The organism is Sporomusa sp. 246TCP1, from assembly GCF_057319775.1.
This window is the reverse complement of record NZ_CM170492.1, coordinates 3,302,260-3,320,200: the sequence shown is the minus strand read 5'-3', so window position 1 is coordinate 3,320,200 and position 17,941 is coordinate 3,302,260. Positions and strand designations below refer to the sequence as shown.

17 protein-coding genes are annotated in these 17,941 nt (G+C 43.0%); 14 read left to right on the top strand and 3 right to left on the bottom strand.

From position 1 onward, the window contains the following. Positions 1–30 precede the first annotated feature (30 nt). The 11 genes from codY (at position 31) to AC1ECB_RS15730 (ending at position 10,406) form a co-directional block, all read left to right on the top strand. A complete protein-coding gene (gene codY, locus AC1ECB_RS15780; protein WP_485664667.1) occupies positions 31–834 on the top strand; it encodes a GTP-sensing pleiotropic transcriptional regulator CodY in 804 nt (267 codons plus the stop codon). A gap of 257 nt (positions 835–1,091) precedes the next feature. Further along, positions 1,092–1,760 carry a DUF1638 domain-containing protein gene (locus tag AC1ECB_RS15775; RefSeq protein ID WP_485664666.1) on the top strand — a complete coding sequence of 223 codons (669 nt, stop codon included), beginning with the start codon at positions 1,092–1,094 and terminating at the stop codon, positions 1,758–1,760. After that, positions 1,750–3,588 (top strand): ASKHA domain-containing protein, encoded by a 1,839-nt coding sequence (locus AC1ECB_RS15770; RefSeq protein WP_485664665.1) that lies wholly within the window; start codon positions 1,750–1,752, stop codon positions 3,586–3,588. Before AC1ECB_RS15775 ends, AC1ECB_RS15770 begins: the two co-directional genes overlap by 11 nt. Before the next feature lie 58 nt (positions 3,589–3,646). Beyond that, positions 3,647–4,918, top strand: coding sequence for a PocR ligand-binding domain-containing protein (locus tag AC1ECB_RS15765; protein ID WP_485664664.1), 1,272 nt, complete (start codon positions 3,647–3,649; stop codon positions 4,916–4,918). A 14-nt stretch (positions 4,919–4,932) separates the two neighbouring features. Next, positions 4,933–5,592 carry a corrinoid protein gene (locus tag AC1ECB_RS15760; RefSeq protein ID WP_021168988.1) on the top strand — a complete coding sequence of 220 codons (660 nt, stop codon included), beginning with the start codon at positions 4,933–4,935 and terminating at the stop codon, positions 5,590–5,592. 272 nt (positions 5,593–5,864) lie between these two features. Next, a complete protein-coding gene (locus AC1ECB_RS15755) occupies positions 5,865–6,497 on the top strand; it encodes a cobalamin B12-binding domain-containing protein (protein ID WP_485664663.1) in 633 nt (210 codons plus the stop codon). Between the two features lie 30 nt (positions 6,498–6,527). Continuing rightward, positions 6,528–7,907, top strand: coding sequence for a methyltransferase MtaB domain-containing protein (locus AC1ECB_RS15750; RefSeq protein ID WP_485664662.1), 1,380 nt, complete (start codon positions 6,528–6,530; stop codon positions 7,905–7,907). Between the two features lie 74 nt (positions 7,908–7,981). Continuing rightward, entirely contained in the window at positions 7,982–8,779 is a 798-nt protein-coding gene (locus tag AC1ECB_RS15745) for a dihydropteroate synthase (RefSeq protein ID WP_485664661.1), read from the top strand. Between the two features lie 109 nt (positions 8,780–8,888). Further along, entirely contained in the window at positions 8,889–9,482 is a 594-nt protein-coding gene (locus tag AC1ECB_RS15740; protein WP_485664660.1) for a GTP-binding protein, read from the top strand. Beyond that, complete coding sequence (locus AC1ECB_RS15735; RefSeq protein WP_485664659.1) at positions 9,475–9,852, top strand: hypothetical protein; 378 nt, start codon at positions 9,475–9,477, stop codon at positions 9,850–9,852. Before AC1ECB_RS15740 ends, AC1ECB_RS15735 begins: the two co-directional genes overlap by 8 nt. Further along, positions 9,852–10,406, top strand: a complete 555-nt coding sequence (locus tag AC1ECB_RS15730) for a helix-turn-helix domain-containing protein (protein WP_485664658.1) — start codon at positions 9,852–9,854, stop codon at positions 10,404–10,406. Before AC1ECB_RS15735 ends, AC1ECB_RS15730 begins: the two co-directional genes overlap by 1 nt. Positions 10,407–10,480: 74 nt before the next feature. Here AC1ECB_RS15730 and AC1ECB_RS15725 read toward each other — a convergent pair whose 3' ends face one another. Further along, entirely contained in the window at positions 10,481–11,008 is a 528-nt protein-coding gene (locus AC1ECB_RS15725; RefSeq protein ID WP_485664657.1) for a hypothetical protein, read from the bottom strand. A 755-nt stretch (positions 11,009–11,763) separates the two neighbouring features. On the opposite strand from AC1ECB_RS15725, the gene AC1ECB_RS15720 reads away from it, so the two are divergent. From AC1ECB_RS15720 to AC1ECB_RS15710, 3 genes are read left to right on the top strand one after another with little or no spacing between them, the layout of a single operon-like run. Further along, on the top strand, positions 11,764–11,979 hold the full coding sequence (locus tag AC1ECB_RS15720) for a hypothetical protein (protein WP_485664656.1): 216 nt from the start codon (positions 11,764–11,766) through the stop codon (positions 11,977–11,979). Beyond that, positions 11,963–12,643 (top strand): phosphotriesterase family protein, encoded by a 681-nt coding sequence (locus AC1ECB_RS15715; RefSeq protein ID WP_485664655.1) that lies wholly within the window; start codon positions 11,963–11,965, stop codon positions 12,641–12,643. The genes AC1ECB_RS15720 and AC1ECB_RS15715 overlap by 17 nt, the downstream gene beginning before the upstream one ends. Further along, the gene (locus AC1ECB_RS15710) at positions 12,612–12,863 is read left to right on the top strand and encodes a hypothetical protein (RefSeq protein ID WP_485664654.1); all 252 of its coding nucleotides are present in this window, start codon (positions 12,612–12,614) and stop codon (positions 12,861–12,863) included. The genes AC1ECB_RS15715 and AC1ECB_RS15710 overlap by 32 nt, the downstream gene beginning before the upstream one ends. 147 nt (positions 12,864–13,010) lie before the next feature. Here AC1ECB_RS15710 and AC1ECB_RS15705 read toward each other — a convergent pair whose 3' ends face one another. Further along, entirely contained in the window at positions 13,011–13,613 is a 603-nt protein-coding gene (locus AC1ECB_RS15705) for a TetR/AcrR family transcriptional regulator (protein WP_485664653.1), read from the bottom strand. A 13-nt stretch (positions 13,614–13,626) separates the two neighbouring features. Continuing rightward, the gene (locus tag AC1ECB_RS15700) at positions 13,627–17,850 is read right to left on the bottom strand and encodes an acyl-CoA dehydratase activase-related protein (RefSeq protein ID WP_485664652.1); all 4,224 of its coding nucleotides are present in this window, start codon (positions 17,848–17,850) and stop codon (positions 13,627–13,629) included. Positions 17,851–17,941 lie beyond the last annotated feature (91 nt).

Genomic DNA, 17,941 nt, shown 5'->3' with positions numbered 1-17,941 from the left:
TACTCAATTTTGGAAAGGCGGGATTATACAGTGACAACATTGTTGAAACAGACGCGGGAAATAAATCATCTGTTACAAAAAACGGAAAAAGTCGATTATAGTGAGGTTACCAAGCTTCTCAGTAGATGTATGGAAGCTAATGTTTATCTGATTGGAAAAAAAGGCGCAATTATCGGACATGCTTTGCATGAAGGATTTGAATGTGGCGTCATGCAGGATGACTTGTTAGAACATGGTCAGTTACCGGAAGGGTATACCAAAGTACTAAGCAGTGTGCGTGAAACTACCTGCAATATTCGTCCTAAGAATGGTGGTTGTGTGTTTAAGGAGCAATTGCAATGCCCTTATGTTGGTGAAAAGTATACATTGATAGTTCCTGTTGTTGGAATTGGTAAACGCCTGGGGTCTTTAGTTATTGGCAAGTTTGATACGGACTTTACTGAAGATGATCTTGTGATGGCTGAATATGGTGCCACAATGCTTGGTATGGATTTACTACGGGGCAGGATGGATAGAATGGAGGAGGAGACTCGCAAACGAACTACTGTGCAGGTCGCTTTGAGTACGCTTTCCTATTCCGAGCTGGAAGCGGCAATGAATATACTGAGTGAACTTGATGGCGATGAGAGTTTGATTGTGGCCAGTAAAATTGCTGACCGGGCAGGAATCACCAGGTCGGTCATTGTCAATGCTTTGAGAAAACTTGAGAGTGCCGGCGTGATTGAGTCTAAGTCGCTGGGCATGAAAGGTACTTATATTAGAATTCTTAATGAACATCTGATTGAAGAGTTTAATAAAAAAAGCACTAAGCCAAGTATTTATTTTGACAATTGATTGTCCACTGGGCGTGTTGAGTTGCGCGGATGTAAGGTAAATACAGGGGGCGGTTATTGTGTGAACAAACAATAACCGCTCCTTTATATTTCTTAAAATAAAATTAAGAACAATAACAAACCTTTGACATTAAAAGGGAATGTATATATTATTGAATTATAGTATGTAATTTTAGGACTATTTATCTTTCTGCGCCCTACAGACGTTCATAGTTTAGGGAAGTACCATCTTCTAATCCGGTTACTGGGAGGGGTAAAGTGCGAGTTAAGCTGATTGGCTGTCTTTCTACTAAGAATGAAGTGCTGGAGATGGGAGTTTCCTCCTTTGTTGACTGTGACTTTTTGGACTTTTCCTTGCATGCTTTTCCAGACCAATTGCATAAGGAACTGCAGCGTAGGATTGATGCGTCCCAGGACTATGATATGATTATTCTAACCTATGGGCGATGTTCTCATGCCGTAGAGGGGCTGGTATCTGCCGCGGTGCCTTTGGTATTGCCAAAGGCACATGATTGTATTAGCCTATTACTAGGCTCAGATTTGCGGCGGCAAGAGTTGTCTAGGGATAATCCAGCGGTCTACTATTTTAGTCAGGGCTGGTTGGAATATGGCCGGGACCCTTATGCGGAATACCTGGAATATGTTGATAAGTACGGGGAAGATGATGCGCAATACCTAATTCAGACTCTCTATGGCACATATCGGGAAGCCGTATTTATCCGAACCAACTGTGAGGCGAAAAAACTGGAACAATACAGGCAAAAGGTCAGGCAGATTGCCAATTTTTTTGGCTGGAAGGTCAGTGAGATCGATGGGAATCTTGCGCTATTGAACGCAGTTATTACCAGGAAGCGCCATCCGGATGTTATCAGGGTGGCTTTTGGTACACCAATTGTATTGGAGGAGGAGAACAGTTATGCAGATTAAAGTCAACTCGGAATCGTTGGTTGTGGCAGAAGGCGAAAACCTAATGGCAACTTTGCTTCGTTATAACCAACCGGTAACTAATATTTGCAATGGGCAGGGGACATGCGGGAAATGTAAAGTGCGAATAATAAGTGGCGCACCGGCACCGACGGAACAGGAGTACAAAAAACTTAGTGCCGGCGAGCTTGCGACTGGAGTCCGGCTTGCCTGCCTGGTTCAACCCCAGCCAGAAATGGCTTTAGTCTGTGGGGCTGGCGGTAATGTCGATAGGAAGGAAGGACTCTTGTTTATTGAGCAGGCAAGCAGTGAGTATTGTGGTGTAAGCCAGGTGCAGGTTAACCTTGACCTGCCAACACTTGACGATGAGCGGGGCGACTGGAACCGATTGCTGGCGAAATTACAGGAGACTTGTGCGCTTACTGATCTTAAAATAGGGTTATCACAATTACAAACCTTGTCCCCGGTGATAAGACAAGAAAATTTTGCTGTTTCGGCTGTTATGTGGGAAGATCAAGTTCTGGCTGTTTTACCAGGGACGGAGCAAGTACCTGTTTATGGTGTGGCTATTGACATTGGTACAACCAATATCGCCGTTGCACTGTATAATTTGGCGACAGGGGTTATGGTTCGGCTGGCGGCAGCAGAAAATGGCCAGACGCGTTATGGGGCTGATGTTATTTCGCGTATTGAATTTGCTAACAAGGGTTCGAGCAACCGGACTTTATTGCGGGAAGCGGTTGCCGGTACTATTAATAGTTTACTGAACAAATTGTGTATGGCTGCAGAGATTAATAGCAACCAAATATACAAGGCGGTTGTGGTCGGTAATACTACCATGCAGCATTTGTTTCTGGGGCTTGATGTCTCTTATTTGGCTCTGTCGCCTTTTGTGTCGGTGTGTAATGCAGATTTGGAGCTTGATGCTACTGAGACTGAACTTACACTACACCCGCAAGCTAAAGTTATTTTATTTCCCAATGTAGGCGGTTTTGTTGGCGGGGATACGCTGGGAGCTGTTCTTGGGGCAGAGGAACTCCTGGGTACAGGGCGCCACTTGCTGATTGATATTGGTACAAACTGCGAATTGTATTTACAGGATGGAACCAAAATGTGGGCTTGTTCCACGGCTGCCGGCCCTGCCTTTGAAGGGGCGGGAATTACGCATGGCATGCGGGCTCAGCCGGGTGCTATTGAGCGTGTGGTTATTGATGAACAGGGCGTGTCGCTCGCGGTTATAGGTGATGGAGTGGCCACAGGAATATGCGGGTCTGGACTTATTGAAGCAGTGCAGCAAATGCGTAAGGCGGGGATTATTAGTCAATCAGGAACAATCAATGACCCTAATGATCCTGAGGTGCAAGCTGAGTTGGTGCCAGAACTGCTAAAGCGTATTCGTGATGGTCAGCAGAAGCGGGAGTTTGTCTTGGCCTATAATCCAGACGGCGATGATATTGTTTTAACTCAATACGACATCAGTCAGTTGCAATTGGCTAAAGGAGCAGTTTGTGCCGGTATTAGGACATTGCTTGATATCGCCGGGTTGAGTGTGGCAGATTTAGATTCGATAGTGCTGGCGGGAACTTTTGCTACCCATCTTAATTTAGCAAGCACGGTGGATATCGGTCTTATTCCACACTTGAGCCTGCATAAGCTAAAGACGGCAGGAAATGCCGCTCATGCCGGGGCAGTTAAGGCCTTGCTTGATCAAAGAGCGTTTACCGGCTTGCGGCAGAAGGCTAAAAGAATTGAACACGTCGAATTGGGAGGAAGTGCCACCTTTAGTATGTATTTCATGGATAGCATGTGCATAGAGCCATGTGAGGTATAGTTTGCCAAATCAATAGGAATGAAAATCGTATTTTTTTAGATTGGGGTGTTGGAAATCGATGGTCGACAGAAATTTGGTTGATCTACAATATCTGGAAGATGTATTGGATAATTTTTCCAAAGCAACCGGTCTACATGTGGCAATTGTAAATAAAAAGGGAGAGTCTTTTGGACTATTCGATACAGCCGAGCGTTGCGGCTTTTGTCGTTATATTCGCAGCAAGCCCAGTGGGGTTGCCAAATGCCGGGCTTCTTATAAGCAAGCTACTCAGGAAGCATCCAAATGGGAAGAGCCGTATTTTTTTCGCTGCCGTGCAGGACTGGTTATTTGGGCAGTGCCAATCAGCTTACGTGGTATTTCTCTGGGGAGTATTATTTGCAGTCAAGTGCTATTATGGAAACCAGACCGGTTTTTCTATCAGGAGTTGCGGGAATTGAACCCGGAAGTGGATGATTTCACTGAAATGGAGAAAAAAGCAGGGCAATTGGATATTATTTCTCCTGTCCGATTTCAGGCGGCGGCCGATGTTTTGTATGTTACTGTCAATCAGTTGATGAAACGGGATTTGCTTGTTTTGGAGAATGTTGAGACATATAAAATGCAGCAGCGTATCCATAAGGAGTTGGAAAATCGTAAATTAAAGCCACTCTCTGCAGCAAAGGAAGGCGATGACTATGGAGCCTATCTACATAGAGAGCGGAGCTTTCTACGCTATATTCGACTTGGTGATAAGTCACGGGCAGAAAAGAACCTGCATACGTTATTAACCCAGCTGTTTGTAAAGTCCAGCGGTGACCAGGCCATGATAAAACTACGTATTAGTGAATTGGCGACATTAGCGTCCCGGGCTGCTGTAGAAGGTGGTGCTGTAGCCGAGACCGTAATGGTGATATTAGATAAATTTAACGAAAAGATAAATGATTGCCGGCGGATGGAGGAATTCTTTTTCCACATGCAACATTTGGTTACTGTATTTTTGAATCGAAGTGTATCATTAGAGGATAAGAAACACGGCGGTTTGGTGAATGAGGCCAAAAACTTTATCCTGGAAAGCTATTCACGGTCGATTAAAATTGACGATGTGGCCGCACAACTATTTATTAGCCCCTCGCATCTATCACGGTTGTTTCGCCAGGAACTTAACTGTACTGTCAATGACTATATCACCAGAGTGCGGGTAGAACAGGCTGTTGAACTGATGAAGAAGCCGGAACTTAGCGTTGCCCAAGTCTCACAGGCAGTCGGTTTTCAAAGCCAAAGCTATTTTGCCAAGGTTTTTTCAAAACATATTGGTGTGGCGCCGTTAATTTATCGTAACAGCTTGTCTTAACAGGAGGGATGTCCATGATTTATGCCGAAATTGCCGATAAAGTCAAGAACGGTGAGGCTGAAGCCGTAATGGAATTATGTTGCAAAGCTGTAGCGCAAGGATATCCTGCGCTTGCTATTCTCGAAAAAGGACTCATTTTGGGAATGGATCAGGTTGCCGATAAATATAGTCATCGGCGGGTTATTGTGCCGGAGGTATTAATGTCTGCGCGAGCTATGCATGCCGGTCTGTCTGTCGTGGAACCGCATCTGAAGTACAAAGCAAAGCGGCAGACAGGTACGATTGTAATCGGTACTGTGGCAGGCGACTTGCATGATATTGGAAAAAACTTGGTAAAGTTAACTGTAATGAGTACTGGTGCCCATATTGTTGATTTAGGAATTGATGTAACTCCGCACAGATTTCTACAGGCTGTAGAAAAGTATAAAGCTGAGATTTTGATGATGGCAGCGTTGTTGACTACAACTATGCCTGGTATGAAAAAAGTTATTAACGCGTTGGAGGAAGCTGGTATGCGCAAAGGCTTGATTGTTGCCGTAGGCGGAGCTCCCGTGGATGAAGCCTTTGCCCGGGTGATTGGGGCTGATTGCTATTTTAAATGTGCCAAAGATGCCAAAAGTTTTCTTGACCATAATCTAAATAAGATTGTGCTGCGACGGAAATTAGCTACATAGCTTCTACTAGCAGTTACAAGAATATGGAAACAGCTAAACCTTAGCGATAAGGCTGGCTGTTTTGTTTTTTTAGTTTAAGTTAGTTTAAGATGACTTGAGTTATTAAACTAGTCCATTTATTCACATATTGGACAATGCACGGATTGTATTCAAAAGAGCAGTAATGGAGCGAATTTTCAGAATGATGGCAATGATATAATGAAATCAGTCAAAGGGAATATGTAGAAATGGTTATCAAAAACAAAACCATAAAAAAACGAGGGGGAAGAAAAATGGATTTTAATCAACTTTCGCTCTATGTACAAAAAGGGAATGGTGCCAAGGTAAAAGAAATGGTATCAGAGGGCTTAGCACAAAAGGTGTCTCCTACTGAAATATTGAATGCCGGCTTAATTGAGGCTATGGCTGTAATCGGAGAAAAATTCAAAAACAACGAAATCTATGTTCCGGAAATGCTGATGGCCGCTAAGGCAATGAATCAAGGGATGCAGATATTAGAACCAGTTTTAACCGCTACTGGAGTAAAACCTATTGGCAAGGCAGTTATTGGTACTGTTAAAGGCGACTTGCATGATATCGGCAAAAACTTAGTACGTATGATGCTCAAAGGCGCTGGTATCGAAATGTACGATTTGGGTATTGATGTATCTGCTCAGGCATTTTTGGAAAAAGCCAAAGAGGTTGGTGCCGACATGGTTTGTCTTTCAGCTTTGCTGACTACAACAATGCCTTATATGGATAGTGTAATCAAGGAATTCGAAAAAGCCGGTGTACGCAGCCAGTATAAATTCATGATTGGTGGAGCTCCTGTTAGTGAAGCATATGCTAAGAGCATAAATGCTGACTGTTATGCCGACGATGCTGTTGTAGCAGTTGATGTGGCTAAAAAATTGCTGGCTCAATAAATAATAAAATTTATGAGGGGGTATATGGGAATGGCAAAGACTTTTGACAAAATAGCTTACAATTCGTTAAACGATTTTGTATATGGTTGCGCACCTAATCCTGTTAAATGCAAAAATGGCCTGGTTATCGGTGGCGGCGAGATTTATCCGGAACTTAACTTTACATTACCACCCATGGAAATTAATGCATCCACTATGCCAGAGGTTAAAGAAATATATACTGAAATGATTAACGGAGTTTTAAAAAGAGCCAAAGAATTGTATGCACCCGGAATTGTTGTGGAGTTCGAGATGTTACCGGAAATGACACTTGTACCTGAATGGGGCATAGAAGTCAGCAACCTTCTGCATAATACAATGGCTGAGTTTGAAGCTAAGCATGGTTTAAAAACAGCTTTACGCGCTACCCCGGGCGATGTACGCGAATTTAAACGTCCGCCAATTATGCGTAGTGGTGAAATCTTTGATAATGTTCTCAAAACATTTGAAGGTGCAGCTAAAGGCGGCGCAGATTTCCTGGCCATTGAAACAACTGGCGGTAAAGAAATCCATGATGACGCTCTTGTAAATGCTGATTTGACCAAAGTTATTTTTGCGCTAGGCATTATGGGTTGCCGGGATATGAAATTCATTTGGGAACATATCGTACGGATAGCCAAAGAAAATGGTTCGATAGCAGCTGGCGATACTGCTTGCGGTTTTGCTAATACCGCGATGGTTTTGGCCCATAAAGGATTTATTCCTAATGTATTTGCTGCAGTAGTACGGGTAGCAAGTGTGGCTAGGGGCCTTGCAGCTTATGAAGCCGGTGCCGTTGGTCCGAATAAGGACTGTGGTTATGAAGGCGTATACGTTAAAGCTATTGCTGGTACACCTATCGCGATGGAAGGAAAATCAGCAGCCTGTGCCCATTTAAGTGCTGTTGGTAATATTGCCGCATCTGTAGCTGATTTGTGGAGCAATGAATCTGTTACCCCGGTACGCATGTTATCAGATATAGCACCAGTTGTTTCAATTGAGCAATTGATCTATGATTGCCGGTTGATGAATGTGGCCAAACAAAAAGGGTATGGTATTGCCTTTAGAGATTTCCTCGCCGACTCGGATTCTAAATTAGATCCACAAGCTTATGTGCTGCGTCCGGATGTAGTCTTTGACCTTAGTAAGGAATTGGTTAAAGCCAAGACTCCTTTCCTGAGAACAAAACTTGGTGCTAAATTGGCTATTGATGCTATCAGAAAAGCTGTTGACACTAAAGAGGTCATTATTGCCGAACGCGAGAAAAATTGGCTGGATATTATGGATAGCCAAGTTGAAGCTATACCTGAAGACGAAGAGAAATTCTGGCATGAAATTAAAGGCGAGTTAGATCTATCTACCTTTATTCCTTCTGAATACGAACTTAAATAACTGGATTGCTTTGTTTGAAATCTATCAGAAATCAGCTAAAAGCTGAAAATATAGCAGAAGGAGGTCAATAAATCTTGATAGTTGTTGGTGAGTTAATTAATTCCAGTCGCAAAGCCATCGCAGCGGCTATTGAAGCTAAAGATGTTGCAGCTATTCAAAAAATAGCCAAAGATCAGCTGGAAGCTGGAGCAAACTATATTGACGTTAATGCTGGTATTTTTGTAGGCAAAGAAGCAGACTATCTAAAATGGCTTGTAACAACCGTGCAAGAGGCCGTAGATGCGCCCTGCTGTATTGATAGTCCTGATCCGAAGTGTGTCGAACAGGCACTTGCTGTTCATAAGGGAACGGCCATGGTCAATTCAATTTCTCTGGAAAAAGATCGATATGATGCATTATTGCCGGTTGTTGCCGGAACAGATCTCAAAGTTGTGGCTTTATGTATGAGTGACGAGGGGATGCCTGAAACCACTGAAGCCAGATTAAAAATTGCAGATAAGTTAATTAATAGTTTGACTCAGAACAATATCCCCCTGGAGAATATCTATGTAGATGCCTTGGTTCAACCTGTAGCCACTAATGATTCTTTCGGAATTGAATTTATTGATGCTATACAGGCTATTACCACTAAATTTCCGGGAGTTCATACTATCTGCGGTTTATCAAACATTTCTTACGGATTACCTAACCGTAAATTTATGAATCAAATGTTTGCGGTTATGGGGATTGCCAAAGGATTGGATGGTTTGATTATTAACCCGCTGGATAAGGCCATGATGGCTAGTATCGTTACAGCTGAAACACTGGCTGGCCGGGACAATTTTTGCTGCAACTATCTTGAGGCTCATCGCCGGGATGCTTTTGTCTGGTAGCCATATAGAAGTATGGGGGTTGTCTCCTATGGGGATAACCCCTTTTACAATATAAGCCAGGTAACCTTAGTTTTTGTCAAATTTCATAAGTCTATGGGAGGTGAAACCTATGCGTATTTTGCTCTTTGGCGGTTTTTTAGGATCTGGTAAGACTACAACTATTTTACAGGTAGCCAAATACCTAACTACTACACGCCAGGAAAAGGTAGTCATTGTTGAAAATGAGATTGGGGCAGCAGGAATTGATGACAAACTTTTTGCCAATAGTGGTCTGCAAGTAAAGTCATTATTTGGTGGATGCGTATGTTGCCAGATTACCAGTGAACTAATAAGTACCATTGATGAAATTCATAAGACGCTGAAACCGGACTGGGTGATGATTGAAATGACAGGTCTGGCCTATCCAGACAAGACTGCGAATTCACTTAAAAAATATAGTAAAGTTTTTTCAGCTTTCAAAACCGTAACGATTGTTGACCGTGGTCGCTGGGCAGAACTGATTGCTACGTTAAAGCCGCTTGTTCTAGGACAGGTGACAGGAAGTGATCTCATTATTCTGAATAAAGTTGATCTGGCCGGTGAGGATATAGAAAAAATTGAAAGAGACTTACACGAAGTTGATGAACGTATGAAGGTTGTAATTACTAGTGCAGCTAAGGATTTATCTGCTGCCGTGCTTGAGGAGGTAGTCTGTTTTGAATAATGAAGCTACAATCTTTAGCCGGCACTATTGTGTTTTTTTCGAAAAAAACATAACAACCTTACAAATGGAAAATCTATTGCGAGAATTTATGATGTCAATTGGTAGAACACTATCCAGCTACGGAATTATTTTGGGGCATATCAAACTTCTTGCTAAATTATCGGAACTAGCGGTAGACCATTATCTCTTTTTATCGCTTACCACGTTAGATAACGTGAATATAATTCCGTCAAAGTGTTGGTCTAATGTAAGTGGCATAAGTATCGGTTGTATAGAATTAGATGTCAACGTTTTAGTCTTTGGCTATACGATCAATGAGATTGAAGTACAGGTGGATGGTGCACTAAAAAAATTAGGGCGGGGAAGATAGTGCGAAAAATACTAAAAGAATTAAATAATAGCGTAGAGGTAAGAGAATTAACTTTATTGGGAGGAAAACAACGGATGAAGTTTGGTGATAAGGTACGCTATATCCGTAATAAGTTTTCTCTTACAACTGAGCAATTAGCTAAACTCTTGAATGTAACTCAGTCGTACATATCACATATTGAAAATAACCGTCGGCAGTTAAGTCGTGATAAAATAGTAATTTTGGCAAGGAAACTCAACACTCCTGTAGAGTTTTTCCTACGTGATGACCTGAATACTCTGGAGGAAATCGGGTTTGAAGAAAAGTTCAGAGCAATGGTAAATGATGAAAAGTATATTAACTATTTTGTCATAGTGAATAAAGCTGTGGCGGCTAGTATTAGTCCGGAAGAATTAGATCAGGCTATAGAATTTTTAAAAAAATATAACAAAGCACAGGAGCAATTGATTCAATTATTCGAGAAAGAACCGAAAAATCCTGCCTTTAAGTCCACAGAAAGAGAGGTAAGGGCTAATTCTAGAAAGAATCCACTCGCGTTCATTAGGTGTGATTGAAGAATAAAGCCACCCAATTCGGGAAGGGTGGCTTTATTCTTGGGTCGCACCTGGAAATAAACCTGCAGTCCAGTCTATAGGGCGCGAACATCAATAATTGTCCATTCATGGCCGGAAGTTCGCTCCAAGAGTACATTATATAGTTTGCCGGTTTCGTATTTGCGGACCTCAACAAGCGCTTTTCGATGGGAAACGGTAAGCAGAGAAAAAGAATCAAGGGAAGAATCAAAACCGTAGTTAGCAGCATTGTCTTTCACATAATCTACAGGACCATTGACCGCATAGGCATATTCATGACGATTATTGCCATTCCGATAATAAATTTTTCCGTCCTGATACCAGGCCTGGTTTTCGTCAGGGCTTGGCCAGCTATACTTATGTTGATGCCAGCCATGTCCTGGTGGGCGCGAATCTCCAGTATGCTGCAGCGCTTGTTCGTTTTTTACCGGAGGCGGATTTGATGGTGTTTCAGCAGCGAGAACTTTAGTGGCTGGGATACCGGACAATACTGCGCCTGTCATGATTGCGGCGCCCATTAATGCAGCAGCGTGACGTTTGCATTTGAGTCTCAATTGCTTGCGTTTAACGGAATTCTTTCCCATTAATTTCACCTCCTCAGCTTTATTTAATTATAGTATGGCGGATTTTTAGAGCAAAATTCCAGGTAAATATAGCAACACGAAATATTTTTTCCTTTCAGTGAGACGCTAAGAGCGCAAGTTCATTGTTTGCTAACATACAATGAACTTGCGCCAAATTTTATTTTGAAAGAAAATTAGTAGTGTGTATTAATTCCGCCTAACCGGCTGCTTTTTTAACAGGGGACGGTGTAAGTTTCTTAATAGAAAACCAATCTTTTTACCTTCATATACTTGCAATTCATGTAAAAGAGTACTAATATTAGTAATAGGTGGAAATTAAAAAGTAAAGTCGCCGTGTCCCATAGGTGGTGGAACACCTATAGGCACGAGCAGGTGCCAGAACACCTACACGTAACAGCGAACTGTTCACAGGCGACAATCTTATTATACCCGGTTGTTAGCTGAATTACAAGTTTTTACAATTGGGGCGTAATGATTGGCGCGTTAAGGCAGGGGCTGTGCGACTGCATGCAATATTCGATGGGTTCATATCTTGATACAGGTTTGGCAGGACACGCTGACGGGTTCTGTTATTTAGGTTGCTTCCTGTATCTTGATACTGTTGCAATAATCGATTTGGATCGCATGTGTAGGGTAGAATAATCCTGCAGATGTGATCCTTTTTAATTTCCTCCTGTAAAATTCCCATTCATGGGTGATTACAGGAGGGCATAGAAGCCTCCAGATAAAATAAGGAGGGTGGGTTTAACTGACTTATGAATATGAGATACCTGGATTTTAAGAAACAAGAGAGTGAGCTATATGATAAAATTTGGGAACTATCTGAAGAACTTGACCGACTGGATAAAGAGGGAAAAGATACAACAACCACTATCCAGAAATTTGGGGAGGTAATGGAAGAATTTTTGTTATTCAGGAGCAGGGAGGCAAAGACTAAGGATTTAGTAGAGGTTAATGATGAAAACTATTAATACTGTTAAAGGAACAATAAAATCTGATAACCTGGGGATAACTCTTGTGCATAAGCATGTATTCAATAATTATCCTTTTTATAAAGAACATGAAAATACAGAGTTCGCATTACAACAAATTAATTTACTAAAACCATATAATGTAAACACAATTGTTGATTTAACTCCATATGCTAAACTTGATGCGTATCAAAATCTCATAGACTCATGTAACATTAATATTATCTGTGCAGTAGGTTTCTATTTAGATAAGCTAGTTCCAAAATCATATAAGACAGCTAGTGTTTCGGAATTGGTTGATAAGTTATCAAAAAAGATTGAAATCGGTATAGGGAAAAACAAATATAAACCAGGTATCATTAAAATAGCTGCAAATAGTGCTACTTTGACAAGTAATCAAATGAAGTATTTTGCAGTGGCTTGCATATTACATCAAAAATATAATATTCCCATTGCAACTCATTTCCCTAAGGGAGGTTTGAAGCACTTAAACATATTGTTACAAATGGGAGCAAAACCTGAGCACATCTACCTTTCTCATCTTGAGAACTCAATAAATATTAAAAATTTTGAAATACAAATACAGGAAATTAAAACCGATTGTCCGGAGCTATATAAGGAGGGAGATGCTGATGCAATCGCAGGTTTACCGGGAATGGATTGAGGAGGATATCCGGGAGGCAAAAGCCCAAACTACTGTGGATGTACTGCGGGAGAACATTCTGGAAGTATTGGCTGAACGCTTTGAAGTGGTCAGACAGCCGCTCCGGGATAAGGTCAACGCAGTAGAGGATGTTGGTGTTTTGAAGGTACTTCATAAATGGAGCGTTAAGACGGCCAGTCTGGAAGACTTTGAGCATCATCTGGATGAACTAAGGTCATAGTAGGAACAGCGCCTATCCGTATGGCAGGTAGGCGCTTGCTTTTAACAGTAGAACCTCTATGCTTGAAGATATGGAAGAAATATATAAGTACGCCGGTTAATCGGACGCTGTTCAATAGTATCAAGGTATCTGAAATTCGCTGATGTATTACGTATTTAATAAGGATTTTAACACTAAGTCGAGATATTTGTAGCGAGAGTCCTGGTCATAGTAATCAAACTGTGCCAGGATTTTCATTTTGTTGCCTACTAATACCGGAAATTCCAGGCTGCTGTACATTTGAAAGATCTTCATTGTTAGCTCAGGCTCTGTTACCTGTGTCCGGGTGGCTGCCCGTACAGATATTTTTAACTTATGTAAGCCTGATTGTTTCATAAATTCTATATACTCAAAAGATGCAGCTGATTCATGCAGTACTTGCTCAATGAAATTGCGGAAAACATCGGGATATTCCAGGGTATAATCGGCATAGCTTCTGAGAAAATTCCTAATTCTTTCCTCTGGCGGTGCACTCAAGTCATCTAGATGATCAAAGGAACTCATCAGCGTGCTGGTGAAACTTTTTAGGGCCTCGTTAATGACTGTGTCTTTAGAGCCAAAATAGTAATTTATGGCGGCTAAATTAACATTTGCCATGGCAGCAATTTTGCGACAGGTGGTATGATGGATGCCATTAGTACAAATAAGTTTCAATGTGGCATCCAAAATTTTTTTCTTAGGTGTTAGGTTATTTTGTGAGTTTATCTTCAATTGCTTCACCTCATTAACGTATACCTTGTTCAATTTTCGTTTTGGCTACAGCCAGCATCAGTTTTATTCGGTTTAGCTGGTTAACCTCACTGGCGCCGGGGTCATAATCGATCGGCACAATATTGACAGCAGGGTAACTGTGCCGCAATTCGTGGATCATGCCTTTGCCGGTAATATGATTGGGCAAGCAGGCAAACGGTTGCAAACACACAATATTAGTTACTCCGTTAGCAATCAATTCGACCATCTCGCCTGTCAGCAGCCAGCCTTCGCCGGTAAGATTTCCCAAGGATAAGTGTTTGGCTGCCAATTGGGCAATATGCTCAATCGTAAGCGGTGGCGTAAAGCGCTTGCTGCTGGTTAGCGCTTTGCGGAGATGGCGGCGGTAAAACTCAACAACCTTGATAAAGAGATTGCCTTTTATTTTATTTAGCAAGGTACCTGCCAGCAAGTCGTAGTGCACCTTGTTGTCATAAGCACAGTATAAGAAAAAATCCAGCAGGTCAGGCACGACGGCTTCGGCGCCTTCGCATTCCAACAACGTAATAAGGTTATTATTCGCTGTTGGGTGATATTTAACCAGGATCTCGCCAACTAGACCGACACGGGGCTTAGTTGGCCGCTCATCAGCAAGTTCCAGCTTGTCAAAATCCCGGACAATGCCAAATATATTGCTGGAAAAATTATGCTTGACACCGATGAGCATGTCTTGACGGCATTTGGCAGACCAAGTATCGCATAGCGATTGCGCCGAGCCAGGGTATTTTTCATAGGGCCGTACCCGGTATAACACTCGCATCAACAGGTCGCCGTAAATAATACTAATGACTAGGCTCTCAAACAGGGGAAATGTCAGGGAGAAGTCGCTCTGTCCACCCAAAGCAAGTACCGGTACCTGGGGCATGCCGGCATCGCGTAAGGCTTTCCGGGCGATGGCTACATAATTGGTTGCCCGGCAGCCGCCGCCAGTTTGAGCCAACATAACTGATGTGGCAGATAAGTCATAATTTCCGGATTTCAAGGCCTGTAATAATTGTCCCACAACGATAATTGTAGGGTAACAGGCATCGTTATGAACAAATTTTAAGCCTTCCTCAATGGCTGTTTGGTTGGGAGTCGGGAGGACCACTAGTTGATAGCCGGCTTTTTGAAATCCCGGTTCCAGAAATTGAAAATGAATAGGAGATAGTTGGGGTGCCAGGATTGTATGGCGGCTTTTCATTTTAGCGGTAAAAACAGGTGGACGGGTGGCTGCCTGTTCTGCTGTCTGGTTAGCTAGAGAAATTTGCCCTTGTTCCTGAAGAGCGGCCAGCAGGGAGCGTATCCTGATTCTAGCGCCGCCGAGATTGTTAATTTCATCCAGCTTAATCACTGTGTGGATGCGGCGGTGAGCCTCGAGAATTTCTTTAACCTGGTCAATAACTATGGCATCAAGGCCGCAGCCAAACGAGTTAATCTGAATTAATTCTATAGCCGGCCGGCTGGCAACAAAGCTGGCTGCAGCATATAGTCGTGAATGATAGGTCCATTGATCAACAACTCGCAGCGGTCTGGGTACTGGTGCCAAATGCCGGATGGCATCCTCTGATAATACAGCCAGACCAAAGGATTGGAGGAGTTCAGGCAACCCATGATTAATCTCAGGATCAATATGATAGGGTCTGCCGGCTAAAACAACGCCCTTACAATTGTTGTCAGCCATGTAGGTAAGAGCTGCTTGCCCTTTGGCACGGATATCAGTTTTATAGCGGTCAAGTTCAGCATAGGCCGCATCTACTGCTAGAGTAAGTTCCGACCGGGAAATCTGTTCTGCCGACAATTCCTGCGCTAGTCTGCTAAGTAAGCGGTCACGATTGTTGAGCGGTAAAAAGGGGTGAAAAAATACGATATCTTTGTCGCGTAAGACATCCATATTTGCTTTGATATTTTCCGGATAGGACGTAACAATCGGACAGTTATAGCAGTTGTCAGCTGTTGGGTCTTCCTGGAGGTTGTAAGGGATACAGGGATAAAATATTTTTTTTATCCCCTGTTTGAGTAACTGGTTAATATGTCCATGAGCTAGCTTGGCCGGGTAGCAAATTGAGTCAGAAGGAATGGTTTCCATGGCCAGCTCATATAGCTGGCGGGAGGAACGGCCAGATAGAATGACCCGGTAACCAAGCTTGGTGAAAAATGTAAACCAGAACGGGTAATCTTCATACATATTGAGCACCCGGGGAATACCGATAATCCCGCGTGGTGCCAGTGACTCAGCCAATGGCTGATACTGAAACAGCCGCTGGTATTTATAGGCATAAAGATTAGGCAGGCTGTCATGTGCTTTAGCCTTGCCAACACCGCGTTCGCAGCGGTTACCCGCATGATAGTCCTGACCATTGGAAAAGTGCTGCGTGGTAATCAGGCACTGATTGCCACAACCCTGACAGCGGTGATTGGTGGTATGGGAGGTAAACCCCGCAAGCCCAGTCGCCGGCAACAACGAAGTTCCTGTGGCTGACCCGCAGCGTTCCCTGGCAAGCAGAGCTGCACCGAAGGCGCCCATAAGGCCAGCTATGTCGGGGCGGACAACTTCCCGCCCAATGGTTTGCTCCATAGCCCGCAGTACGGCGTCATTATAAAAGGTACCACCTTGGACTACGATGTTAGTACCCAGTTCGTCTATGTTCTTCAAGCGAATGACTTTAAACAGGGCATTTTTTATGATAGAAATGGCAATTCCCGCGGAAATGTCACCAACCGCAGCACCTTCTTTTTGCGACTGCTTGACTTTAGAGTTCATAAAAACCGTACAGCGGCTGCCAAGATCAACCGGCTTTTTCGCTTGCAGCCCAAGCTGTGCAAATTCGACTGCTGTCAGTTTCATAGCTTGGGAAAGGTTTTCAATGAACGAGCCGCAACCAGCAGAACAAGCTTCATTGAGCATAATAGAGGTAATGATGCCATCACGTACAAAAAAGCTTTTCATATCCTGGCCGCCAATATCCAGTACAAAGGTAACGTCAGGCAAAAAATGCTTGGCTGCTTTGAGATGGGCCACAGTCTCGACTTCGCCAATGTCCACCTGTAAAGCTGCCTTGATAAACTGTTCGCCATACCCGGTAACAGCCGAATAAACAATCCGGATATTGTCATTTAGTCGCGGATACATATCGTTAAGTGCCATAATTACTGTAGCTAGCGGATGGCCTTTGTTACTGCCATAATAGGAATACAATAAGTGACCACTTTCGCTGATAAGTGCCAGCTTTGTTGTCGTTGAGCCGGCATCAATTCCTAAATAGGCATTGCCAATATAGGTAGTTAGGTTTGCTCGTTTAACAGCATGGTGTGCATGCCTGGCAGCAAATTGCTGATAGGCTTCTTCAGTAGCAAACAGTGGGGACAAGGAGTTTTCGTTCTCCTGGTGTAGTAATAACTTGGGATATCTTGCCTGCAAGATATCATAGGCAACAGGTTCTTCGTGTAAGGACAGTGCGGCTCCGATTGCCACAAAATACTGGGAACACGCCGGATTTAGTACTTGGTCAGGAGCTAAACCCAGGGTTTCAGTAAACCGTTTTCTTAGCTCTGACAAAAAATATAAAGGGCCGCCTAAAAAAGCAACTTTGCCGCTAATCACCCGGCCTTGTGATAAACTGCTAATAGTTTGATTTACCACCGCCTGCAAAACAGAAGCAGCAATATCCTCTTTGGCAACACCTTCATTCATTAGTGCCTGCACATCGGTTTTGGCAAATACACCGCAACGGGAAGCAATCGGATAGAGGGTGTGATAGTTTTTTGCCAGTTCATTCAAGCCTGCGGGATCGGTAGCTAATAGCGACGCCATATGATCAATAAATGCCCCAGTGCCACCGGCGCAGACACCGTTCATTCGCTGTTCCAGGGTGTTGCCGAAATAGGTAATTTTCGCATCTTCCCCGCCAAGCTCAATGGCGGTGCCGGTAGTGGGGATAAGGTGCCTGACCGCCGTGGTGGAGGCGATTACCTCTTGGATAAATGGCAGTTCAAGTGTTTTAGCAATGCTAATACCTGCTGAGCCTGTAAACATAACCGATGCCAGGGTTTGCCGCAGGATATGCCGGGCTTTGGCGACCACGGTCTGAAAAGCAAGTGTTATATCAGAGCAGTGTCTTACATAGTGCTGAAAAATAATGTTGTTTTGTTTATTAAGAATAATCATTTTTATTGTTGTTGAACCAATATCAATACCAACACGCAGAGCTTTATCCATTTTGCTTTTTCACCTCATTACGCAGCAAAATTGCCACAAAGTTAAGAATAAAAAAGAAATAAAACACTGTTTAAATTTATTATAGTCCTGG